General features: G+C 27.5%; 20 protein-coding genes. 3 read left to right on the top strand and 17 right to left on the bottom strand.

What is annotated here, in order from left to right:
• Positions 1 to 2 precede the first annotated feature (2 nt).
• Both ACSIGE_RS05270 and ACSIGE_RS05265 read left to right on the top strand, forming a co-directional pair.
• Positions 3 to 512 (top strand): IS1096 element passenger TnpR family protein, encoded by a 510-nt coding sequence (locus tag ACSIGE_RS05270; RefSeq protein ID WP_440881734.1) that lies wholly within the window; start codon positions 3 to 5, stop codon positions 510 to 512.
• Complete coding sequence (locus tag ACSIGE_RS05265; RefSeq protein ID WP_440881733.1) at positions 512 to 1,132, top strand: L-threonylcarbamoyladenylate synthase; 621 nt, start codon at positions 512 to 514, stop codon at positions 1,130 to 1,132. The genes ACSIGE_RS05270 and ACSIGE_RS05265 overlap by 1 nt, the downstream gene beginning before the upstream one ends.
• 142 nt (positions 1,133 to 1,274) lie before the next feature.
• Here the strand turns inward: ACSIGE_RS05265 and ACSIGE_RS05260 are convergent, their stop codons facing one another.
• Together ACSIGE_RS05260 and ACSIGE_RS05255 are read right to left on the bottom strand one after the other, a co-directional pair.
• The gene (locus ACSIGE_RS05260) at positions 1,275 to 2,273 is read right to left on the bottom strand and encodes a glycosyltransferase family 2 protein (RefSeq protein WP_440881732.1); all 999 of its coding nucleotides are present in this window, start codon (positions 2,271 to 2,273) and stop codon (positions 1,275 to 1,277) included.
• A gap of 34 nt (positions 2,274 to 2,307) precedes the next feature.
• Positions 2,308 to 2,757, bottom strand: a complete 450-nt coding sequence (locus ACSIGE_RS05255) for a type I restriction enzyme HsdR N-terminal domain-containing protein (RefSeq protein WP_440881731.1) — start codon at positions 2,755 to 2,757, stop codon at positions 2,308 to 2,310.
• 71 nt (positions 2,758 to 2,828) lie between these two features.
• On the opposite strand from ACSIGE_RS05255, the gene holA reads away from it, so the two are divergent.
• Positions 2,829 to 3,833, top strand: a complete 1,005-nt coding sequence (gene holA, locus ACSIGE_RS05250) for a DNA polymerase III subunit delta (protein ID WP_440881730.1) — start codon at positions 2,829 to 2,831, stop codon at positions 3,831 to 3,833.
• Positions 3,834 to 3,991: 158 nt separating this feature from the next.
• On the opposite strand, the gene ACSIGE_RS05245 is transcribed toward holA, so the two are convergent.
• The 15 genes from ACSIGE_RS05245 to ACSIGE_RS05175 form a co-directional block, all read right to left on the bottom strand.
• Entirely contained in the window at positions 3,992 to 4,897 is a 906-nt protein-coding gene (locus ACSIGE_RS05245) for a hypothetical protein (protein WP_440881729.1), read from the bottom strand.
• Positions 4,898 to 5,128: 231 nt separating this feature from the next.
• Positions 5,129 to 5,776, bottom strand: a complete 648-nt coding sequence (locus ACSIGE_RS05240) for an SGNH/GDSL hydrolase family protein (protein WP_440881728.1) — start codon at positions 5,774 to 5,776, stop codon at positions 5,129 to 5,131.
• A gap of 289 nt (positions 5,777 to 6,065) precedes the next feature.
• On the bottom strand, positions 6,066 to 7,103 hold the full coding sequence (locus ACSIGE_RS05235; protein WP_440882186.1) for a M28 family metallopeptidase: 1,038 nt from the start codon (positions 7,101 to 7,103) through the stop codon (positions 6,066 to 6,068).
• Positions 7,104 to 7,166: 63 nt separating this feature from the next.
• Positions 7,167 to 7,964: an ABC transporter ATP-binding protein gene (locus ACSIGE_RS05230; protein WP_440881727.1), complete on the bottom strand. Its 798-nt coding sequence runs from the start codon at positions 7,962 to 7,964 to the stop codon at positions 7,167 to 7,169.
• Complete coding sequence (locus ACSIGE_RS05225) at positions 7,957 to 8,991, bottom strand: FecCD family ABC transporter permease (protein ID WP_440881726.1); 1,035 nt, start codon at positions 8,989 to 8,991, stop codon at positions 7,957 to 7,959. The genes ACSIGE_RS05230 and ACSIGE_RS05225 overlap by 8 nt, the downstream gene beginning before the upstream one ends.
• Before the next feature lie 4 nt (positions 8,992 to 8,995).
• Complete coding sequence (locus tag ACSIGE_RS05220; RefSeq protein WP_440881725.1) at positions 8,996 to 9,574, bottom strand: non-canonical purine NTP diphosphatase; 579 nt, start codon at positions 9,572 to 9,574, stop codon at positions 8,996 to 8,998.
• Positions 9,575 to 9,880: 306 nt separating this feature from the next.
• Positions 9,881 to 10,354, bottom strand: coding sequence for a 23S rRNA (pseudouridine(1915)-N(3))-methyltransferase RlmH (rlmH, locus tag ACSIGE_RS05215; protein ID WP_440881724.1), 474 nt, complete (start codon positions 10,352 to 10,354; stop codon positions 9,881 to 9,883).
• Positions 10,355 to 10,503: 149 nt separating this feature from the next.
• On the bottom strand, positions 10,504 to 10,716 hold the full coding sequence (locus tag ACSIGE_RS05210) for a heme-binding protein (RefSeq protein ID WP_440881723.1): 213 nt from the start codon (positions 10,714 to 10,716) through the stop codon (positions 10,504 to 10,506).
• A complete protein-coding gene (locus ACSIGE_RS05205) occupies positions 10,698 to 10,859 on the bottom strand; it encodes a hypothetical protein (protein WP_440881722.1) in 162 nt (53 codons plus the stop codon). The genes ACSIGE_RS05210 and ACSIGE_RS05205 overlap by 19 nt, the downstream gene beginning before the upstream one ends.
• A 270-nt stretch (positions 10,860 to 11,129) precedes the next feature.
• The gene (locus ACSIGE_RS05200; protein ID WP_440881721.1) at positions 11,130 to 12,080 is read right to left on the bottom strand and encodes a hypothetical protein; all 951 of its coding nucleotides are present in this window, start codon (positions 12,078 to 12,080) and stop codon (positions 11,130 to 11,132) included.
• A 191-nt stretch (positions 12,081 to 12,271) separates the two neighbouring features.
• Positions 12,272 to 13,210: a hypothetical protein gene (locus ACSIGE_RS05195; RefSeq protein WP_440881720.1), complete on the bottom strand. Its 939-nt coding sequence runs from the start codon at positions 13,208 to 13,210 to the stop codon at positions 12,272 to 12,274.
• 423 nt (positions 13,211 to 13,633) lie between these two features.
• Positions 13,634 to 14,530: a hypothetical protein gene (locus ACSIGE_RS05190; RefSeq protein ID WP_440881719.1), complete on the bottom strand. Its 897-nt coding sequence runs from the start codon at positions 14,528 to 14,530 to the stop codon at positions 13,634 to 13,636.
• Positions 14,531 to 14,709: 179 nt separating this feature from the next.
• Positions 14,710 to 15,615, bottom strand: coding sequence for a hypothetical protein (locus ACSIGE_RS05185; protein WP_440881718.1), 906 nt, complete (start codon positions 15,613 to 15,615; stop codon positions 14,710 to 14,712).
• Positions 15,616 to 15,629: 14 nt separating this feature from the next.
• Entirely contained in the window at positions 15,630 to 16,466 is an 837-nt protein-coding gene (locus tag ACSIGE_RS05180; protein WP_440881717.1) for a hypothetical protein, read from the bottom strand.
• Positions 16,467 to 17,231: 765 nt separating this feature from the next.
• Positions 17,232 to 18,134 (bottom strand): hypothetical protein, encoded by a 903-nt coding sequence (locus ACSIGE_RS05175; RefSeq protein ID WP_440881716.1) that lies wholly within the window; start codon positions 18,132 to 18,134, stop codon positions 17,232 to 17,234.
• Positions 18,135 to 18,337: the final 203 nt, after the last annotated feature.

Here is an 18,337-nt window from a genome sequence, read left to right as displayed (position 1 = left end):
ACATGTATAAAATTAGAGCGATATTAGATTCGGAAGAAGATGTGATTAGAACGTTTCATATTAATGAGAAATCTTCTTTAGAAGATTTGCATTTTTCTATAGCAAAAGCTTTTGGTTTTGATGGTCATGAAATGGCATCATTTTATCTTTCTGATGATAAATGGAGCCAGAATGATGAGATACCTCTTTTTAACATGTCCGAAATAGGTGAAGGAGTGTCTATGTCAAATTATGTTATTACTGATGTATTAAAAGAGCAAAATAGCAAACTTATTTATGTTTATGATTTTTTTAATATGTGGACTTTTTATATTGAATTGATAGATTTTAAAGATATCTTGGTAGAAGAAGTTAAAGTGATATTATCTGTTGGAGAGGTGCCTGAAGAAAATAGCAATAATAAATTCGATATTCAAGATCTTTCGAGCAAATCAGAGGAGGACTTCGGAGGTCAATTTGATGATTTTGAAAATTTTACAAATATAGATGATATTGACTTAGATAAGTTTTAATGGCCGATTTTATAAAAGTATATGATGAAAATCCTAATGAAAAGGAAATAGATAAGCTCGTTAAGTGTTTACGATCGGGCGGTATTATTATATACCCAACAGACACTGTATATGGTTTGGGATGTGACATTACAAATACAAAAGCTTTAGAAAGAATAGCTAAGATAAAAGGTGTAAAGCTTGAAAAAGCTAACTTTTCATTCGTTTGTAATGATCTTAGTCATTTATCGGATTACATAAAACAAATTGATACAGCAACATATAAAATTTTAAAGAGATCTTTACCAGGAGCATATACTTTTATTTTACCAGGAAGTAGTTCTCTCCCAAAAGTATTTAAAAAAAGAAAAACTGTAGGTATAAGGGTTCCTGACAATAATATAGCAAGATCCATTGTAAAATCACTAGGGAATCCGATAGTTTCAACTTCAATTCATGATGAGGATGAAATTCTAGAGTATACGACTGATCCTGAGTTAATTTTTGAGAAATGGAAAAATATCGTTGATGTTGTTGTCGATGGTGGGTATGGAGGTAACCTTCCTTCTACAGTAATCGATTTAACAAAAAGTGAACCTGAAGTTATTAGAAAAGGAAAAGGAAGTTTAATTATTCTTTAGTTGTATATATCATTTTCTTCCTTTAATAATTAAATAAAAAAAATTAATCATTCTGAGTATCATAAAACCATATTTTAAATTTTATTGGACAGATGGTTTTATCTTTGTAACATACTGTGTAAAGGTACTTTTTTTGTAAACTCTATTTTAGTGTATTGTATTTTTTTCGTCTCAAAATAAAATATTGCCAAACAATAGATATGTGAGAATAATAGTTTAATTTCTTTTTTAAATTTCTCCTTTTTTTAAAAAATCTCATGAAATTTCTATAAAAGCTTACGTGGGCTTTTATAATAGCTAAGGAGTGCATTGGTTTCATTTCTATTATAAATTTAATCCCAGAAATTCCATCTAGTATAAGTCTAGAAATAATAACAAATAGAAACCAGCGATTAGGTACATTTTTAACTATATTCAGGAGACTGTTTCTGAAATTTAAAAATGTTTTATGGGGGTTAGTTTCCTGCAAAGTAGCACCTCCAACATGATATACGGTAGAGGCACCAACATACTTAATTTTATATCCTTCATTTATAGATCTCCAACAGAAATCTATTTCTTCTTGATGGGCAAAATAGTCTTCATCAAATCCTCCTAATTCATGAAAAATTTTTGATCTTATAAAAAAACAGGCTCCAGAAGCCCAAAATATTTCTGAAGTATCATTGAACTGACCATTATCTGTTTCTAGAAAATTGAAAATTCTACCTCTACAGTATGGATAACCAAATAAATCAATGAAACCACCAGCAGCACCAGCATATTCAAACTTTTTTTTATTTTTATAATCTAATAGTTTCGGTTGAATAATTGCTGTGTCGTATTCGTTTTTGAAAAGTTTAATTATGGGGATAAGCCAGTTTTTAGTAACTTCTATATCAGAGTTCATTAGACAATAAACATCTGCCTTTATATACTTTAGGGCTTCATTATATCCTTTTGCATAACCACCGTTAAGTTTATTTTGAACAATTTTAATAGTTGGAAAATACTTTTTGACATATGCTATAGAATTATCCGAAGACGCATTATCAGCTAAATAAACAGTAGCTTGGTTAGAACTAAAATTGATTACACTTGGTAAAAATTGTTCTAGTAATTTTTTTCCGTTCCAGTTTAATATGACAATGGCTATTTTCAAGAGGCTAAAAATACATTTTTAACGTGACTTTTGATTAATTATTTTCATATTTTGGTATATCTTTCAAAAATACATAGCTTTCATTTTTAGAATCAAGTTTACAATAAAAGTGCTTTAACCCATTTGTAATAATTAAAAAATTAGCGTTAAGTCTTAAGTTATATCTAGCAATTTGATCAAAGGTAGATTGTGTTATCTTCACGTTAGGGGCTTTGCATTCCACTATTATGTCAGGTTTCCCCTGTTTATTAAAAATAAGAATATCCGTTCTTTTTTTTAAGTTGTTTACAATCAGTTGCTTTTCAATAGCGATTAAAGAAGCGGGGTAATTCTTCATTGCCATTAAGTACATTACAAAGTGTTGCCTAACCCATTCCTCTGGGGTCAAGACAAAATATTTTTTTCTTAAGCAATCGAATATTAGCTTTTTATTTTCGTTACTTTTGAGCTTGAAATTGAAAGCAGGCAAGTTTAATTTTTGCATGATTCAAAAGTACATGTTTTTTTCTACAATAAGGTCTTTCGATTATTTGATTAAAAGAGATACAAAAGTATATGAATGAAGTAACACATCTTATAAACGATATAAAAAATGGTAATTATAAGCCTATTTATTTTTTAATGGGTGAGGAGCCATACTATATTGATAAAATATCTGAATATATTGAAAATTCCGTGTTGGATGAGTCTGAAAAAGAATTTAATCAATTAGTTATGTACGGGCGAGATGTTTCTATTGAAGAAATAGTATCTGCGGCTAAGCGTTTTCCTATGATGTCGAGTCATCAGGTTATTATCGTCAAAGAAGCACAGGATTTAAGTAGAACAATTGATAAAATAGAATCTTACGCCAGTCAACCACAACCATCAACTATATTGGTTTTTAACTATAAATACAAAAAGCTAGACAAACGTAAAAAAGTATATAAAGTTATTGAAAAAAATGGCTTGTTCTTTGAAAGTAAAAAATTATATGATAACCAAGTTTCAGATTGGATAAGAAAGATTCTAGGAGGGAAAAAATATCAAATAGAACCAAAAGCAGCTCAAATGCTTGTGGAGTTTCTTGGGACTGATTTAAGTAAAATAAGTAATGAGTTAGAAAAGCTAATTTCTGTTTTGTCGAAGGAAACTATAATTAATCCTGTTCACATTGAAGAAAATATTGGTATTTCGAAAGACTTTAATAATTTTGAATTACGAAAAGCTATAGGGAGTAAGAATGTTTTGAAGGCAAATCAAATTATAAAATATTTTGGAGAGAATCTGAAAAATAATCCTTTAGTAATGACCATATCTCTATTAAATAGTTTTTTTACACAGCTTTTGATGTATCACGGCTTAAATGATAAATCTAAAGCATCTGTTGCTAAAAATTTAGGAGTGAATCCTTATTTTGTAGAAGACTATGTCGTAGCTGCACGTAATTATCCAATGCGTAAAGTATCAAAAATAATTACTCTTTTGAGAGATGCTGATATGAATAGTAAAGGGGTTGGCAATAATACTTTGACACAAATTGATATTTTAAAAGAGTTATTATTTAAGATTTTGCATTAATTTTTGGAAAAATAGTGTACTGACCTTCTTGAAATTATATTTATAAATACTCTAAAGATTCAATGAAAATTAATATTTAAGTTTAGCCAGGAATGCTATAGTTACGCCAAATAATATTCATATAAGATATGATTTAAAAATTACTTAACTGTTATTCTCTATAGAATTTTACTCCAGCGAGTTCTCATTTCTGTTCCTATTTTAATGAAATCGTCTTCAATAACTCTAAAATTGCCAGAGGAGGCATTTGGTGTAATAGAATCTATCTTTATTTGAAAATCGTCATATTTTGTAGAAAAAGCAAACCCCTTTTTTATGCCATCATTAGCTCCTTTATTTAAATAAATCCTTAAAAAGGTGAATTCATTCTGGTACTTACTTTTTTCAACTCTTTTTTCAGTTTTTATTATTTTTGCAGATATAGGCTCATTCAAAAAATAAGTTCTCCATTGTTTTGGAATTTGATCTATGTTTAAACCTGGTTTAGTATTATTTTTTTTCTTGTTTTTTCTTTTAAAATAATAATCTCCTTCACTAGGTTCAATTCCTGAATTGAAAAAAGAAGCAAAATGTTGAAAATCATTTTTTTCATCATAACTTGCTAATGAATTGAATTGATCAGATAGTAGGTACTCATAATCATTCCATTTAATTATATAATATTTCGTGTTAATTTTAGAGCTAACTTGCTTGTAAGGGAATCTATTTGATTTTTCCTTAAAATCAGAGTTTAATTTATAATGGGCAATTTCTAATTCTTTAGGGGTCAAGATGATATTGTTTTCGTCTTTTTGATAGCTACCAAAATATTTTTTTGTAGTCCTGTCTCCATTTACTCTGAAAATATTTTCCGTAACGATAAATTTATTATCCTTAAAAAAATCGATTTTTTTTGAATAGTTTATACTTTTAAAAGAATAGTTAAAAATACTTTTATTCTGCTCTAAGTTTGTTTTCTTTTGAATTTCTTTTGAATTTCTTTTATGGATGCAAGAACTCAAAAGTATTATTGTACCTGAGATTAATATTATCGCGTTTAAGTTTTTCATAATCCTTTCTGTCATCTAATTGTCGCTTAATATATGAGAGGAATATATATGCTTAAAAGGAAGGGATATATATGTTCTTGAAAGAACAATATTTTAGTCTTTTAAAATTCCCCTTTAAAATAATACGCAAATATAAACTAAAGTCACGAATTTGAATATTTTATGATTGTAAATATTAGTTAATATTTACTAATTGTCTTTTTAAAATATTACTTACTTTTTTAGGTCTTAATTGATCGCTGTATTTTACTTTTTTTCAATTTCTGTTAAAAGTTTGTTAGAAATTATATTAGCTGCTACTTTAGACCCTTTTAGAGAAGGGTTATAACCATCTTTTGAGTAATAGTCAAATTTATTGTTAAGATCAAAATGATTTTTCCATTTTTTTCCAACTGGTAGTAAAATAGCATTATTAACTTTTGCTGCCTCAGAATAATTTACTATAACTTTATTAAAGTCATTGTAGTTTTTGCGAGATGGCCATACCATAAAATAACATAGCTTAGTATTATTTATACTACAAAGTTGTTTGAATTTTTTTCCAACTTCAATAAGGGTACGTTTTTCAGCTATTGAGGCTGAAGGCCCCTGTTGAAGAATAACAAAAGAGGGTTTTTTATTTGAAATTATTTTTTGAACTCTCCCTCCATTCCAATGATCTGTTATTGTATATTTCGGGTAAGCGACCATTTCAATATTGAGTTTTATCTTTTTTTGATTCATAGATCGTTTAATTAACTTTGGAAGATTATTAAAATAGGTTAGACTATTACCTATAAATAAGATACTAATTTCTTTTTTATCAGAATTACTATTTTTAATATTCTGTGAAAACGTGTAATTAGATAAAAAATAGACTAAAATGATCAAATTTTTTAATTTTAAATAATTCATTTCAAATGATTTTATTACCATTAGTCTATGCTATATATATTGTTGTAAGATAGGGGACTCGAGAAGAAATTCCTATGTTAAATACACTTTTTAATATAGTTAATTAAAATGAGGTAATTGAAAAAAATCGATAGAATTCAGTAATAGACCTATGGTTATCCAAATATGTGGATTTAATTTGAGCTAATTATAGATTGATGATTGGTTACTCAGATAAAGATTTTTTGTTATTAATTATAACTGACCACCGAATAACGATAGTTCGATAAAATTAATGACCAATCAATTCTTAATTTTTTTTATTCAATTTAATTCGTTCATTTCTATTTGCTATTTCCCACGCAGTGTGAAATATTAAACGAGTTCTTGATTCAAGTAATTTATAGTTGATTTTATCAGGAGTGTCAGTTGGTTTGTGATAATCATCATGGATCCCATTGAAATAAAATATGATTGGAATATTATGTTTAGCAAAATTGTAATGATCAGACCTGTAATAAAAACGATTTGGGTCATTTTCATCATTATATCTATAATCAAGATCTATGTTGAGGTATTTTCTATTAATAGACTCAGAAATATTATGAAGTTGAGAGCTTAATTTATCAGAGCCAATTAGATAAATATAGTTAGGTTTTCCTTTATGAATATCATCGACTCTACCAATCATATCAATGTTAAGGTTTGTAATAGTATTGGATAATGGAAAAATAGGATTTTCCGTGTAATACTTAGAACCTAATAAACCTTTCTCTTCACCTGTAACGTGCAAAAGTAAGATAGACCGTTTTGGTCCTTTTCCTTCATCAGATGCTTTTTTAAAAGCTTCTGCAATTTCTAAAACAGCTACGGTACCTGAGCCATCATCATCAGCTCCGTTATAAATTTTACCATCTTTAGAACCAATGTGATCTAGATGAGCGGATATGACAATTATTTCCTCAGGTTTTTCAGTCCCCTTGATTAGGGCCACTACATTTTCTGAGTTTTTTAGAGGTTTTTTTCCAAAAACATTTTTAGTAAAGTATTGTGAAGGAACTTTTTGATAATAGTTATTGTCATTTTTTGGAGATTTAATGCCGTTTTTTAAATAAAAATTCTTTAGATACTCACTGGCTTTTTTTTGACCAGGTTCGCCTGTATCTCTTCCTTCAAATTCATCAGAGGCATAGACGAATAAATGCTTTCCAAGATCTTTAGCTGTTATTGTTTCAGCATATTTAGTTGAATAATCAACGGTTATTTCTTTATCAGTACTTATAGTTTCTTTACTTGTACTACATGAAATACATGCAAAGAAAATAGCGAAAGGGAGTAAATTTTTTATCAATTGTTAATAATGTTTAAGGTTTAGTTAGTTATAGTTTTATAATTTGGTTAACATATAAAATTAACTTTTCTTTATTACGAACTGTTCTAATTTTTTGTTAAAACTTATCAGTTCAATGGGAAATAAAGAGCTAAAAGCATTTTTATTAATTAACTCCTTTACAGTTCCTTGGTGAGTTTTGTTTTCAGATAACAAGATTAAATTATCTGCTAGTTGTATTGCTAGGTTAACTTCATGTGTTGATATAATAATTGTTTTTTTTGCGGTTTTAACAAGTTTTTTTAAAAGAGAAAAAACTTTAAATGTATGATGAATATCTAAATGAGCAGTAGGCTCATCTAGGATAATAATTTCAGTATCTTGTGCTAAAGCACGTGCAATCATAACCCTTTGTAATTGACCATCACTTAACTCGTAAAAATACTTATTTTTTAAATGTGAAATTTCGGTTATATCAATTGACCAGGATATTTTTTTTAATTGCTCAGGTGATAATTTATCAATCCAGTTGGTATATGGTTGTCTTCCCAAAGCGACTAACTCAAATACCGTTAATTGACTTAAGGGAAGTCGTTCTGTTAATACAACGCTTAATTTAGTAGCTAATTGTTTATTAGTGTATTGCTCAATATTCTTACCGTCGAGCAGGATATCTCCATTCAAATGCTTTTGTATTTTTGAAAATGAACGTAGTAAAGTTGATTTCCCAATGCCATTTCGTCCAAGTATAGCAAAAAACTTTCCTTTTTCCAATCGCAAGTTTATGTCTGATGCAACAATCTTCTTGTTTTTTTTTGACCCAAAGCCAATAGATAAATTTTTACTTTCAAGTATGATATTATTTTCTCTATTATGCATAAACTTTCTTTTTTCTAATCAACAACCAAATAACCACAGGAGCTCCAAATAATGAAGTTATGGCATTAATAGGAAGAGTAAATGAGCTGTTTGGTATTTGTGCAATACAATCGCAGATTAATAGTAATATAGCACCTAAAATTGCTGAAGCAGGTATTAAAATTTTATGATTTGAGCTTACAAAATAAATTTTAGCTAGGTGAGGTGTTGCTATTCCGACAAATCCAATTGGACCTGAAAACGCTGTTATTACTCCGGTCATAAGACTAGTTATTAATAAAATAATATTTCTATATAGTTTAACATTTAAGCCTAAGCTTTTTGCATAATTTTCACCTAGTAACAAGCTGTTTAATGGTTTGATAATTAAGAGTATGCCAACAATACTAATGATATAAAAAACAAAAAAAACTAGAATTTCATTCCATGTTAAATTACCTAAGCTCCCTAAACTCCAATATTGATATTGTTGAATTTTATTAGCTTCACTCAAATAAGAAAGGACATTTATAACTGAAGAAGTTAAAGAGCCAAACATTAATCCAATAATCAAAATAGACATGGTGTTTCTAACTTTGTTAGCAGCAATTATAACCAAAGAAAGAACGACAAATGCGCCAATACTAGCCGCTATTGTGATTGACCAGTTAGAAACTACAAAAGTTTCCCAAAAACTTCCAAACAGAGCAGAACCTAAAATAAAAAGAGCTACACCAAGGCTAGCTCCTGATGAGATACCAAGAACAAATGGCCCAGCTAACGGATTTCTAAACAAGGTTTGCATTAAAAGCCCACTTATTGACAAGCCTGATCCAACCATAATAGCTGTAATGGCTTTTGGAAGCCTGTAGTCGATTACTATTATATCCCAGCTATTTTTAGGAGGTTCACCAATTTCCATAAGAATCGAGATGATTTTAGAAACAGGTATATGAACAGAGCCTAAACTTATATTTAGCAGTAAGAAGAGAAATAACGATAGTAATAGTAGGGCAAAATGCTTTGTGTATGTTTTAGAAATATTCAAGTATTTATGATAATTTCGAGAGGAAAGTAATTAACTTGGTAATGGCCAATCCACGATGACTAATTTTATTTTTTTCCTCTGAGGACATTTCAGCAAAAGACAACTTAGAACCATCGGGCTTAAAAATAGGATCATAGCCAAAACCTTTTTCTCCTTGTTTGCTATGTAAAATTTCACCTTTACATATTCCATCAAATAGAAATTGACTACCATTTAAATTTAAACAAATTGAAGTTTTAAAATGAGCCTTTCTGTTATCAGTAGTCTTTAACTCATTTAATAATTTTGAGATATTATTTTCAATATTTACAGGCTCACCAGCATAGCGAGCTGAATATACTCCAGGGTTTCCGTTTAAAGCGTTTACTTCAAGACCTGTGTCATCAGCGAAACAATTATATTGATAATTTTCTGAAATATGATTTGCTTTTATTTTTGCATTTCCTTCTAAAGTAGTTGCAGTTTCTGGAATTTCTTCAAAACAATTAATATCTTTAAGAGATAATAATTCAATAGTTTTGGGTAGCATCTTCTGCACTTCAGCTAATTTATTTAAATTATTTGTAGCAAAAACAAGTTTCATTTTATATTAATTCTGATTGTTTTTAAAAAAAGTGTATTTGTTACCTTTCAGCAAAGGTAAACTTTTTTGCCTTTATATTAATCTTTAAATAAAAAACATTAGACTTAAATCGGTGAAGAAAAAAAATGTTTTCTGGGAAAATTAAGTACATTTTAAATTCTATTTAATAAGAATTTTTAAAAGTTAATTTATATCTTAAAAAAATATCATAAATACTTAATGCTCTGAATAAGCTATTTTATTCTCATAGCAACATTAGAAAATTGTTTTCTATGCCTTCAGAATTTTAGAATTAATAATAAGAATTTATTCATGATGATACGGCTCGTTTTTGAGAATAGTATATCCTCTATATATTTGTTCTATAATAAAAAGACGAATCATTTGATGAGAAAAAGTCATTTTTGATAGAGATAATTTTCCATTTGCTTTTTGGTAAACTTTTTCCGAGAATCCATAAGGTCCCCCAATAGTAAATACCAATTGTTTGACACTGGAATTCATTTTTTTCTGAAGATATTGAGAAAATTCTATAGAAGTATATTGTTGTCCTTTGTCATCTAGTAAAATAAGTTGGTCAGTTGATTGAAGTCTATTAATAATTAACTCTCCTTCTCTTTCTTTTTGCTGTTCTTCATTAATGTTTTTTATATTTTTTAAATCTGGAATTATTTCTATATCAAATTTTATGTAGCGTTTCAATCGCTTCTGATATTCATTAATAAGTTGTAGTAATTGTTTGCTGTCAGTTTTGCCGATTACAAGTAGTTTTATCTTCATACAGTAAAACTACAAATGTTTTAATAAACTAAAAAGACAAAGAGGGTACTATAAAAAGTTACTCCTCTTTGTCAGCTTAAATTAGGGGAAATTATATAGCTGATGCTCTTGTTTGAGCAATAATATGATCATTTTCAATAGAACTTCTACTAACACATTGCGTTAATGATTTTTCCTAATTCATTCTTAATTGGAACACCACCTAGAAATGTAATCAAACTATTATTCGAATGTTCTATGTTGTGTAAAGTTTGACCTGGCTGAGATAGTTTTCTAAATAAACCAGAATCTGTATTAAAATAACATGTTGCCTTTACTTTTTTTATAGAAATACCAAGTGAGCCTAGCCAAGCACTGTCCATCTTTTTAAGTGTATCCAAGTTTTAAGTGTATCCAAGTTTGCTTCAGTACCTACAATAGTAATATTCATTTTAGTATTAATTAGTATTGAGTTTTGCTTGGCTTTAGTAATAGCTTTTTCTGCCTGTTCTATTGTTATACTCATTATTATTTATTTCAAATGTCAATAGTTATGTTGCAAAGATATATCTTAAGTTGTTTGAACATATTACTAAAAAGGCTCATTTTTTTTATGAAAAAAGCTCACTGTCAAAATTATTATGTAGCTATTTATGAATAATTCACTTGTATTGAATTATACGATTTTTATAGCGTTAATTAAGAAAGTTATATTGTTTACAAATTAAAAAATACTATAATATTAGGTTGGATAGATATTTAATTCTATGGAAATTAATTATCCATTACAGTAGTATTAAATAGCTCCTTTATAATAGTATATTTTGCCTGTAATAGCATATTCAATAGCCATTCCTATGAGAGCACCAAGTTCATATCCTCCAAAGCCATTACCAAGAGCACCTCTTAAAACATTAGGCCTGCCAGCAGAAACAAAAACTGTTCCTCTTCTTTTTCCAACTTCAGGTTTGTGAATTTTAACTTTAACATTGTTTGATTTCAAAACATCTTTTGTAATTAACTTTTCTTTGTAACTATATGAAATATTGTCAACATCCTCAATAGAAAATTCTGTTTGTTTATATATTACGTGAGAGTTGTCAAAAGAGTAATAACCATTCATTTTATCGTGATGTGATACATTTGTAAAAAGGGAGCTTATTTTATCGTTATATCTTTTTATTTCGTTTTTTACAAATTCAATTTCTTCTATAACAATTCGTCTGAATTTAATTAATTGTAAAAGTTCTTCTGAGTGGTCATCTATTTGTGCTGGATGAGACAAAATATTTAGATTCGTATTAATCGTGAATTTATTATAGTGTTCTATTATATCTCTTAATGTTTCTTGTATTTCAAGAATGTAAAAGAAAATATCTATAAAAAAGGTGTCTTTTTCTGTATATCCTTTGGGTGGTAAAAAAGGAATAGGCATTTGATCTATTTCTGATGTTGGGAAAAGACTACTCTCTCTGTTGAGAGTTTTCTTTTTAAAAAATTTTTTAAATTTTTGTTCTTTATTTTTTTGATGAATTAACACGTTGTTCTCAATTTTATTTTCTGAATACTTTTTATAAGCAAGTAATGAGATAGCTTGATTTTTTTTTAATAGCATTGAAATATTATTTTTCGTTTCTTGAATAGAATTTTTTTTATTTTCTGTACTGTATCTTTCTATGTTGTCTTCACAACCTGAAAAGAATATAACGAATATGTAAATAAGTAAGGTTTTTAATTTAGTTTTCATTTTTTTAGTTTATTTGATATACCTTCAAATCAAGCTAAATTTTAATTATTTTTAATAATCATGTAATATGAATTGATGGTAAATTGAAACAGTGTAAGTGGGGTGAAGGTAGCTGGGTTGATTAAACCTTTAAAATTGTGAAACTTTATAATCTTAAAGGTTTAATCGGTTGGTTTACAGTGTTTTATTTGTTATATGTATCCCTTGTAATAATATATCTTTCCAGTAATTGCCCACTCTATAGTCATGCCTACTGCTATCCCTAATGAATAAGCTCCAAAGTTATTACCAAAAGTTCCCCTTAGCATATTGGGATGTCCAGCAGAGACAAAAACAGTACCTCTTCTTGTGCCAACTTCAGGTGGGCGTATTTTTATTTTTGGGTTTTGAGATTTTAAAAAGTTTTTGGTTACTAGTTTTTCGGCATAACAATATGAAGCATTATGTATGTCTTCGATAGAAAATTCAGATTGGCTATATGGTAAATGAGTGTTGTCAGAGGAATAGTATCCTGACATTTTATGACTTCTATTTGTGTTTGGGAAAAAATTATTTATTTCTTGATTATATTTCTTTATTTCATTTTTCAAGAAAGTAATTTGTTGTCTAATTTCGTGTCTTAACCTCATAAGTTTCCCTATGCCCTCAGAACCATGTAATAATGCCGGGTGTGATAAGGTGTGTAAATTAAAATTAATAGTAAATTTATTATAGGTATCCAATGAAGCTCGAAGAATCTCTTGCATTTCAAGAATATAAAAAAAAGCATTGTTAAAAAAAAGATCTACTTGATTTTTACCGCTTGGTGGTAAAAATGGAGTAGGCATTTGTTCTGTCTTTATAGTAGCTATTTCATTAAATTCGGTTGATTGTTCTCTAGAACTTCTTCTTTCTTTAATTTTTTTAATATTTAATCTTTTGTTATTATTTGAAATAAAGGGTGGTGTTTTATTTGAGGATTGAAAGGTAGTTAACTTGTAAAATTTTTCTGAAAGTATGGGGGAGACTTCCTTTTTGTTCTCAAAATATTCTGCTTGATCAATTGTTTTGTCTAATTCCAAATTATCTTGACATCCAGATAAAGTAATTATCGTTAATAGATTTATTATTATACTTTTTTTAAGTTTCATTTTTTTAAGTTTAAATATTTTAGAATTGAAATCTAAATAAGTTTTTTTTAAGTGTTTTGCGTCTTTCCTGAAGTTTTCATTTTTCAGATATTTTTTTAACACTTAATTTGGTTATATGTTTAAAATTCAATAGTTTAAAAATGAAAAGATAAAGGGTTATTTAAATTTAATTAATTGTTAAGGGTTAGGTTAACCTATTTAACCGATCTTTCACAATTCAACTATTATTTATTGCTTTTATCAATAAATCCCCAGTATATTTAAGTCTTGTTGTTATAAGAAAAATACTTGTCGTTTATGTCTTCGACTCAAAGTGCGATTTAATTTTTAAGAATCTTAGAGTTAACAAACAGGTAATAACTTGTTGTAATGCTCACTTCGACAAACGGTTATTGTTTTAAATTAATTAAAGAGTACTTTTTATTAATAGTTCAAACCTTTATAGTAGTATACTTTTCCATTAGTGCAATAATCGATAGTCATATTTAAAACTGACTTAAGTGGGTATTTAATATTTTGTTTTTTAATAAATTCCCTCATTTGTTTGTTTTTTCTAGAAACGAAAATTGTGCCTTTTATTGCTCCACGTTTAGTTTTGTATAATTTGGATCTAATGTTTTTTGATCTAAGAATATCTTTGGAAATTATTTGATGTCTATAATTAAAAGACAAAATATTGATGTCTTCGGGTGTAAATTGATCCCTTACGAATCGAAAATGAGAATTATCAAAAGAGTAATAACCAGCCATTTTATGCCTAACGCAAACCTTTTCAAAATAAGTGTTAATTTTATTGTTGTACTCAATTATTTCATTGTTAACAATGTTTATTTTTTGTATGACAGCATGTCTTAACTTTAATAAGTTTAATAAATTTTCGGATTCATAAAGAAGCGATGATTTCGATAATACTTTTAAATTATACTGGATGATAAACTTATTATAGCACTCTAATATTTCTCTCAATATTTCTTGTATATTTAAAATATCAAAAAATGTATTTCTAAAGAATATATCTTTTTCGCTTTTGCCATTTGGGGGTAAAAATGGAGTTGCAATCTGTTTTAACTCTAATATTGGAAGTCTATTTTTAAAATTTCCTATGATTTTTATTAGTTGTTCATTCTCTAAAACAATAGATGAATTTGCTTTTCTAATTGTTAAATGGTGAATTTTTTCAGAAAGTGAAAAAATAACTTGCTTCGTTTTTAGAAAAGAAAAACTTTCCTCCTTCAAATTACTTTCATCCAAGTTATCTTGACAATTATAAGCTATGATTAGAAATATAAGGGTAAAACATAATTTTAATCTAGTTTTCATTTTTTAGCCTTTAAAAGATTTCTGAGGGCTTAAGCTAATGAAGTTTTTTTAACTAATTTGTTTTTATTGTTGTTTTTTTTAACTCTTTTGTGTATTGTTTTGTTTTTCAGGAAAAAAAACTCTAAATATATTTAGAGCTTTTTTATCTGTTGAAATTTTCAATAGTTAGAGTAAGTAATCTAATTACCTTGGTAATAGTATATTTTCCCTGTTATGGCATATTCTATTGTCATGCCAACGGCCAAACCAAGATTGTATGCTCCAAAATCATTACCAAATACACCCCTAATAGTATTGGGTTTACCAGGAGTAATAAAAACCGTTCCTCTTCTTTTTCCAACTTCTGGTTTGTGAAGCCTTAGCTTTGGAGTTTTCAATTTTAAAATATTTTTATCTATTAGTTTAAAATGATAACTAAAAGCCATGTTACTAACTTCTGTAATAGAAAATTCGTCTTGATTAAATACTTTATGAGTGTTGTCAAAAGAATAGTATCCTGCCATTTTATGATGATAACTTATTTGAGGGAAATGATTATCAATTGTATTGTTGTAATTAAGTATTTCATTTCTAACGAATGCAATTTCTTTTAGAATTATTTTACGAAATTTTATTAATCTTATAAAATCATCGGAGCTGTATATTTGCGCAGGATGTGTTAAAAAATTTAAATTGGTATGGATTGTAAATCTGTTGTAATGTTCTAATAGGTCTCTTAGCGCTTCTGTCATTTCAAGAAAATTAAAAAATCGATCTATAAAGAGAACATCTTCTCTACTGTTACCGTTTGGAGGTAAATAGGGAGTAGGCATTAGATCTATTTTTTCAGTTGAATGTACAATTAGTTTTTTCTTTGAGTAATTTGGTTTTAAATTATCTAAATCAATCTTTACAGAATTTAAATAAGACAATTCATGAATTTTTTTAGAGATTGAAGTTATGGTGTGTTTTAAATTTGAGAAAGAAATGTTGTTTTTAGATTGTTTTTGAAGATCTAGCTCACTTTGACATCCATTAAGCGAATAAATGATAATTAATATAAAACCTATTTTTAAGTTAACCATGATTTCTTTTTTTATGTTCATTGAAGTTGTAAATATTAAATCGCGTTTTTATAGTAGTATATTTTGCCAGTTATAGCATATTCTATTGTCATACCAACAGCAGCACCAAGTGCGTATGCTCCCAGGTCTTCTCCAAAAGTTCCTCTAACAATATTTGGTTTACCAGCAGTAACAAAAACAGTTCCTCTTCTATTCCCAACTTCTGGTTTGTGAAGTTTTAATTTTGGGCTTTCAGATTTTAAAATATTTTTAGTAATTAATTTTTTATGATAGCTATAGGAAAAATTATCCACATCCTCAATTGAAAATTCCTCACGGTTGTAATTTAAATGTGTATTGTCAAAAGAGTAATAACCAGACATTTTATGGTAATGACTTATTTTAGGAAAATAAAGATTTATTTTACGATTGTAATTGTTGATTTTATTCTTCAGAGACTCAATTTCGTTTATAATAATTCTTCGAAAATTGAATAGTCTTGAAAGGTCATCAGAAAATAAATGTATATAGGCTGGGTGTGACAACATATTTAAATTAGTTTTTATAGTAAACGTATTGTAATTTTCTAACATGTTTCTTAATAATTCTTCGTTCTCAAGAATTTTAAAAAAAGTATCTCTAAAAAAAAGATCATCTTCACTTTCTCCATTTGGGTATAAATAAGGGATGGGCATATGTCCTATTTTTGGTACAGGAAAATTATTGTTTATTCCTTTTGAAAGATGAGTCTTTATGTTTTTTTCTGATTTTTGATAAAAATTATTATTGTTAAAAATCCTTTTTTTATTGTTTGGGTTATCGAACTGTTCCGTATCCTGACATCCAAGTAAAATAAGGGAGCTTGCAAGGTGTAATATTAATTTAGTGTTCATTTTTATTAGTTTAATGGTTCTGAGACTGAATCTAACTAAGGTTTTTAGATGGTAACGATTTTTGTTATATTTTTCATTGAGTTTACTCATAAAAGAAATTTTTGTTAAATAGAATTGTTCATTTTTTAGTTAACTAGATTATTTATAGAAAGAGTGTTTAATTTTTAATTAATGTTTTTTGCTGTTTTTGTTTATATAAGATGTGTTTTAGATAAACAATAACCCCTTGATTAAACTGTATCTGTTGATTAAAAAAATATAATTAAATTATATTTTGTGTTATATGTGTTTGTTTTTTAGGTTTGTTTATTGGTTTTTTACATACCGTATTGAATTACAGATTGTAAAATATTTTGTTTTAAAATATTTGTTAAAAGTTAAACTTAATTGAGGTTATATGTGTTTTAATTACTACATTTGTTTCAACAAAACAAGATAAGTTTTATGAAAAAAATTAAAATAATAATGATTTCTAATCATTGATTTAAATAAGACATATAAAAAAGATAACATGTTATATGGAGATACAAAAAATTATGACAATCTAGTTGTTTTAAAAAAAGGTAAGCTAGTCGAGAAAAAGCTTTAACGAAAAGATTACCTTTGTTATTCCGTGTTATTTTTATTTCAAAATTGTAATTATTTAATGTTTTTAAATAAAAACTCTAAGAATTTATAATTCGGTTGTTAATAAACCACTGTTAGATGTAAAACAACTTCATGGTTCGTAATAATTTTTAAATCAAATAAAGATATTAATAAAAACTATTTGTAATAATATAATTCACCAGTAATGGCATATTCTATGCACATTCCTACAAGTTTACCAAGTTCACAGGCTCCAAAGTCATTACCAAAAGTACCCCTTATAACACTAGGTTTAGAAGAGTTTACAAATACAGTTCCTCGTCTAGTACCTACTTGTGGTTTATGAATTTTTGATTTATGCTGACCTGTGGTGAAAAATTTATTAGATATAAGTCTTTTTCCATAACTAAAGCTGAAATAATCAACGTCTTCTATTGAAAATTCTTCTAGATTACTAACGATAATATGAGAATTATCAAAGGAATAGTAACCAGCCATTTTATGGCCATGACTTACATTAGGAAAAAAATAACTAATTTCATTGTTATATAAATTTATTTTTTCTCTTACAATTTGTATTTCACGTTTTGCTTCTTTAACAAAACGTCTTAATTTAACGAAGGAATCAGAATCATCGATATCATGTAATTGAGCTGGGTGAGATAGTTTTAATAAGTTATTGTTTATCATAAAAGTGTTATACTTTTCTAAATAATCTCTTAGATCTTCTTTTCTATCAAGAATATAGAAGAAAGCGTCTTTGTAGCGAATATCTAATTCACTTTTGCCACTGGGAGGTAAGTATGGAGTAGGCATTATCTCCAAATCATATGTAGGAAATTTTTGTTTTGTCTTTTTAGAATTGTAAGTTCTGTTCAAATGAATGCTTGTAGGAGGTTTACTTTTACCGGGGAAGGATAATAAATCTTGTTTTTTCTCAGAAAGTAGCTCCGCTTTTTGAATTGCATCGAACTCAAAGTTACACTCGTCCATCGAGGTTTTTAATTCTAGGTCTTTTTGGCATGCAAAAAATAAACTTAGTGTAATGGTAAGTAATTGTGTTTTCAATTTAATTTTCATGTTTTGTTTATTAAAATATTTTGGGGAAATCTAATAAAGAACTCAGATTAAAAAAAATTCATATTTTAATTTAGTTTTTTGTTTATCAGTGAGTACTATTTATATTCATTTTTTTTAAATTAATTTTTCTTCTGTTGTGTCGAGTTAAGTGCAAGTGAGGGATAATAAGCGAATAAAAGGAAATGATTTCCTATCGTAGAATC

The organism is Tenacibaculum profundi (assembly GCF_052050075.1).
Classification (GTDB): Bacteria; Bacteroidota; Bacteroidia; order Flavobacteriales; family Flavobacteriaceae; genus Polaribacter.
Note: the sequence above shows the minus strand (reverse complement) of the source record. Positions and strands in the feature narration are given on the sequence as shown.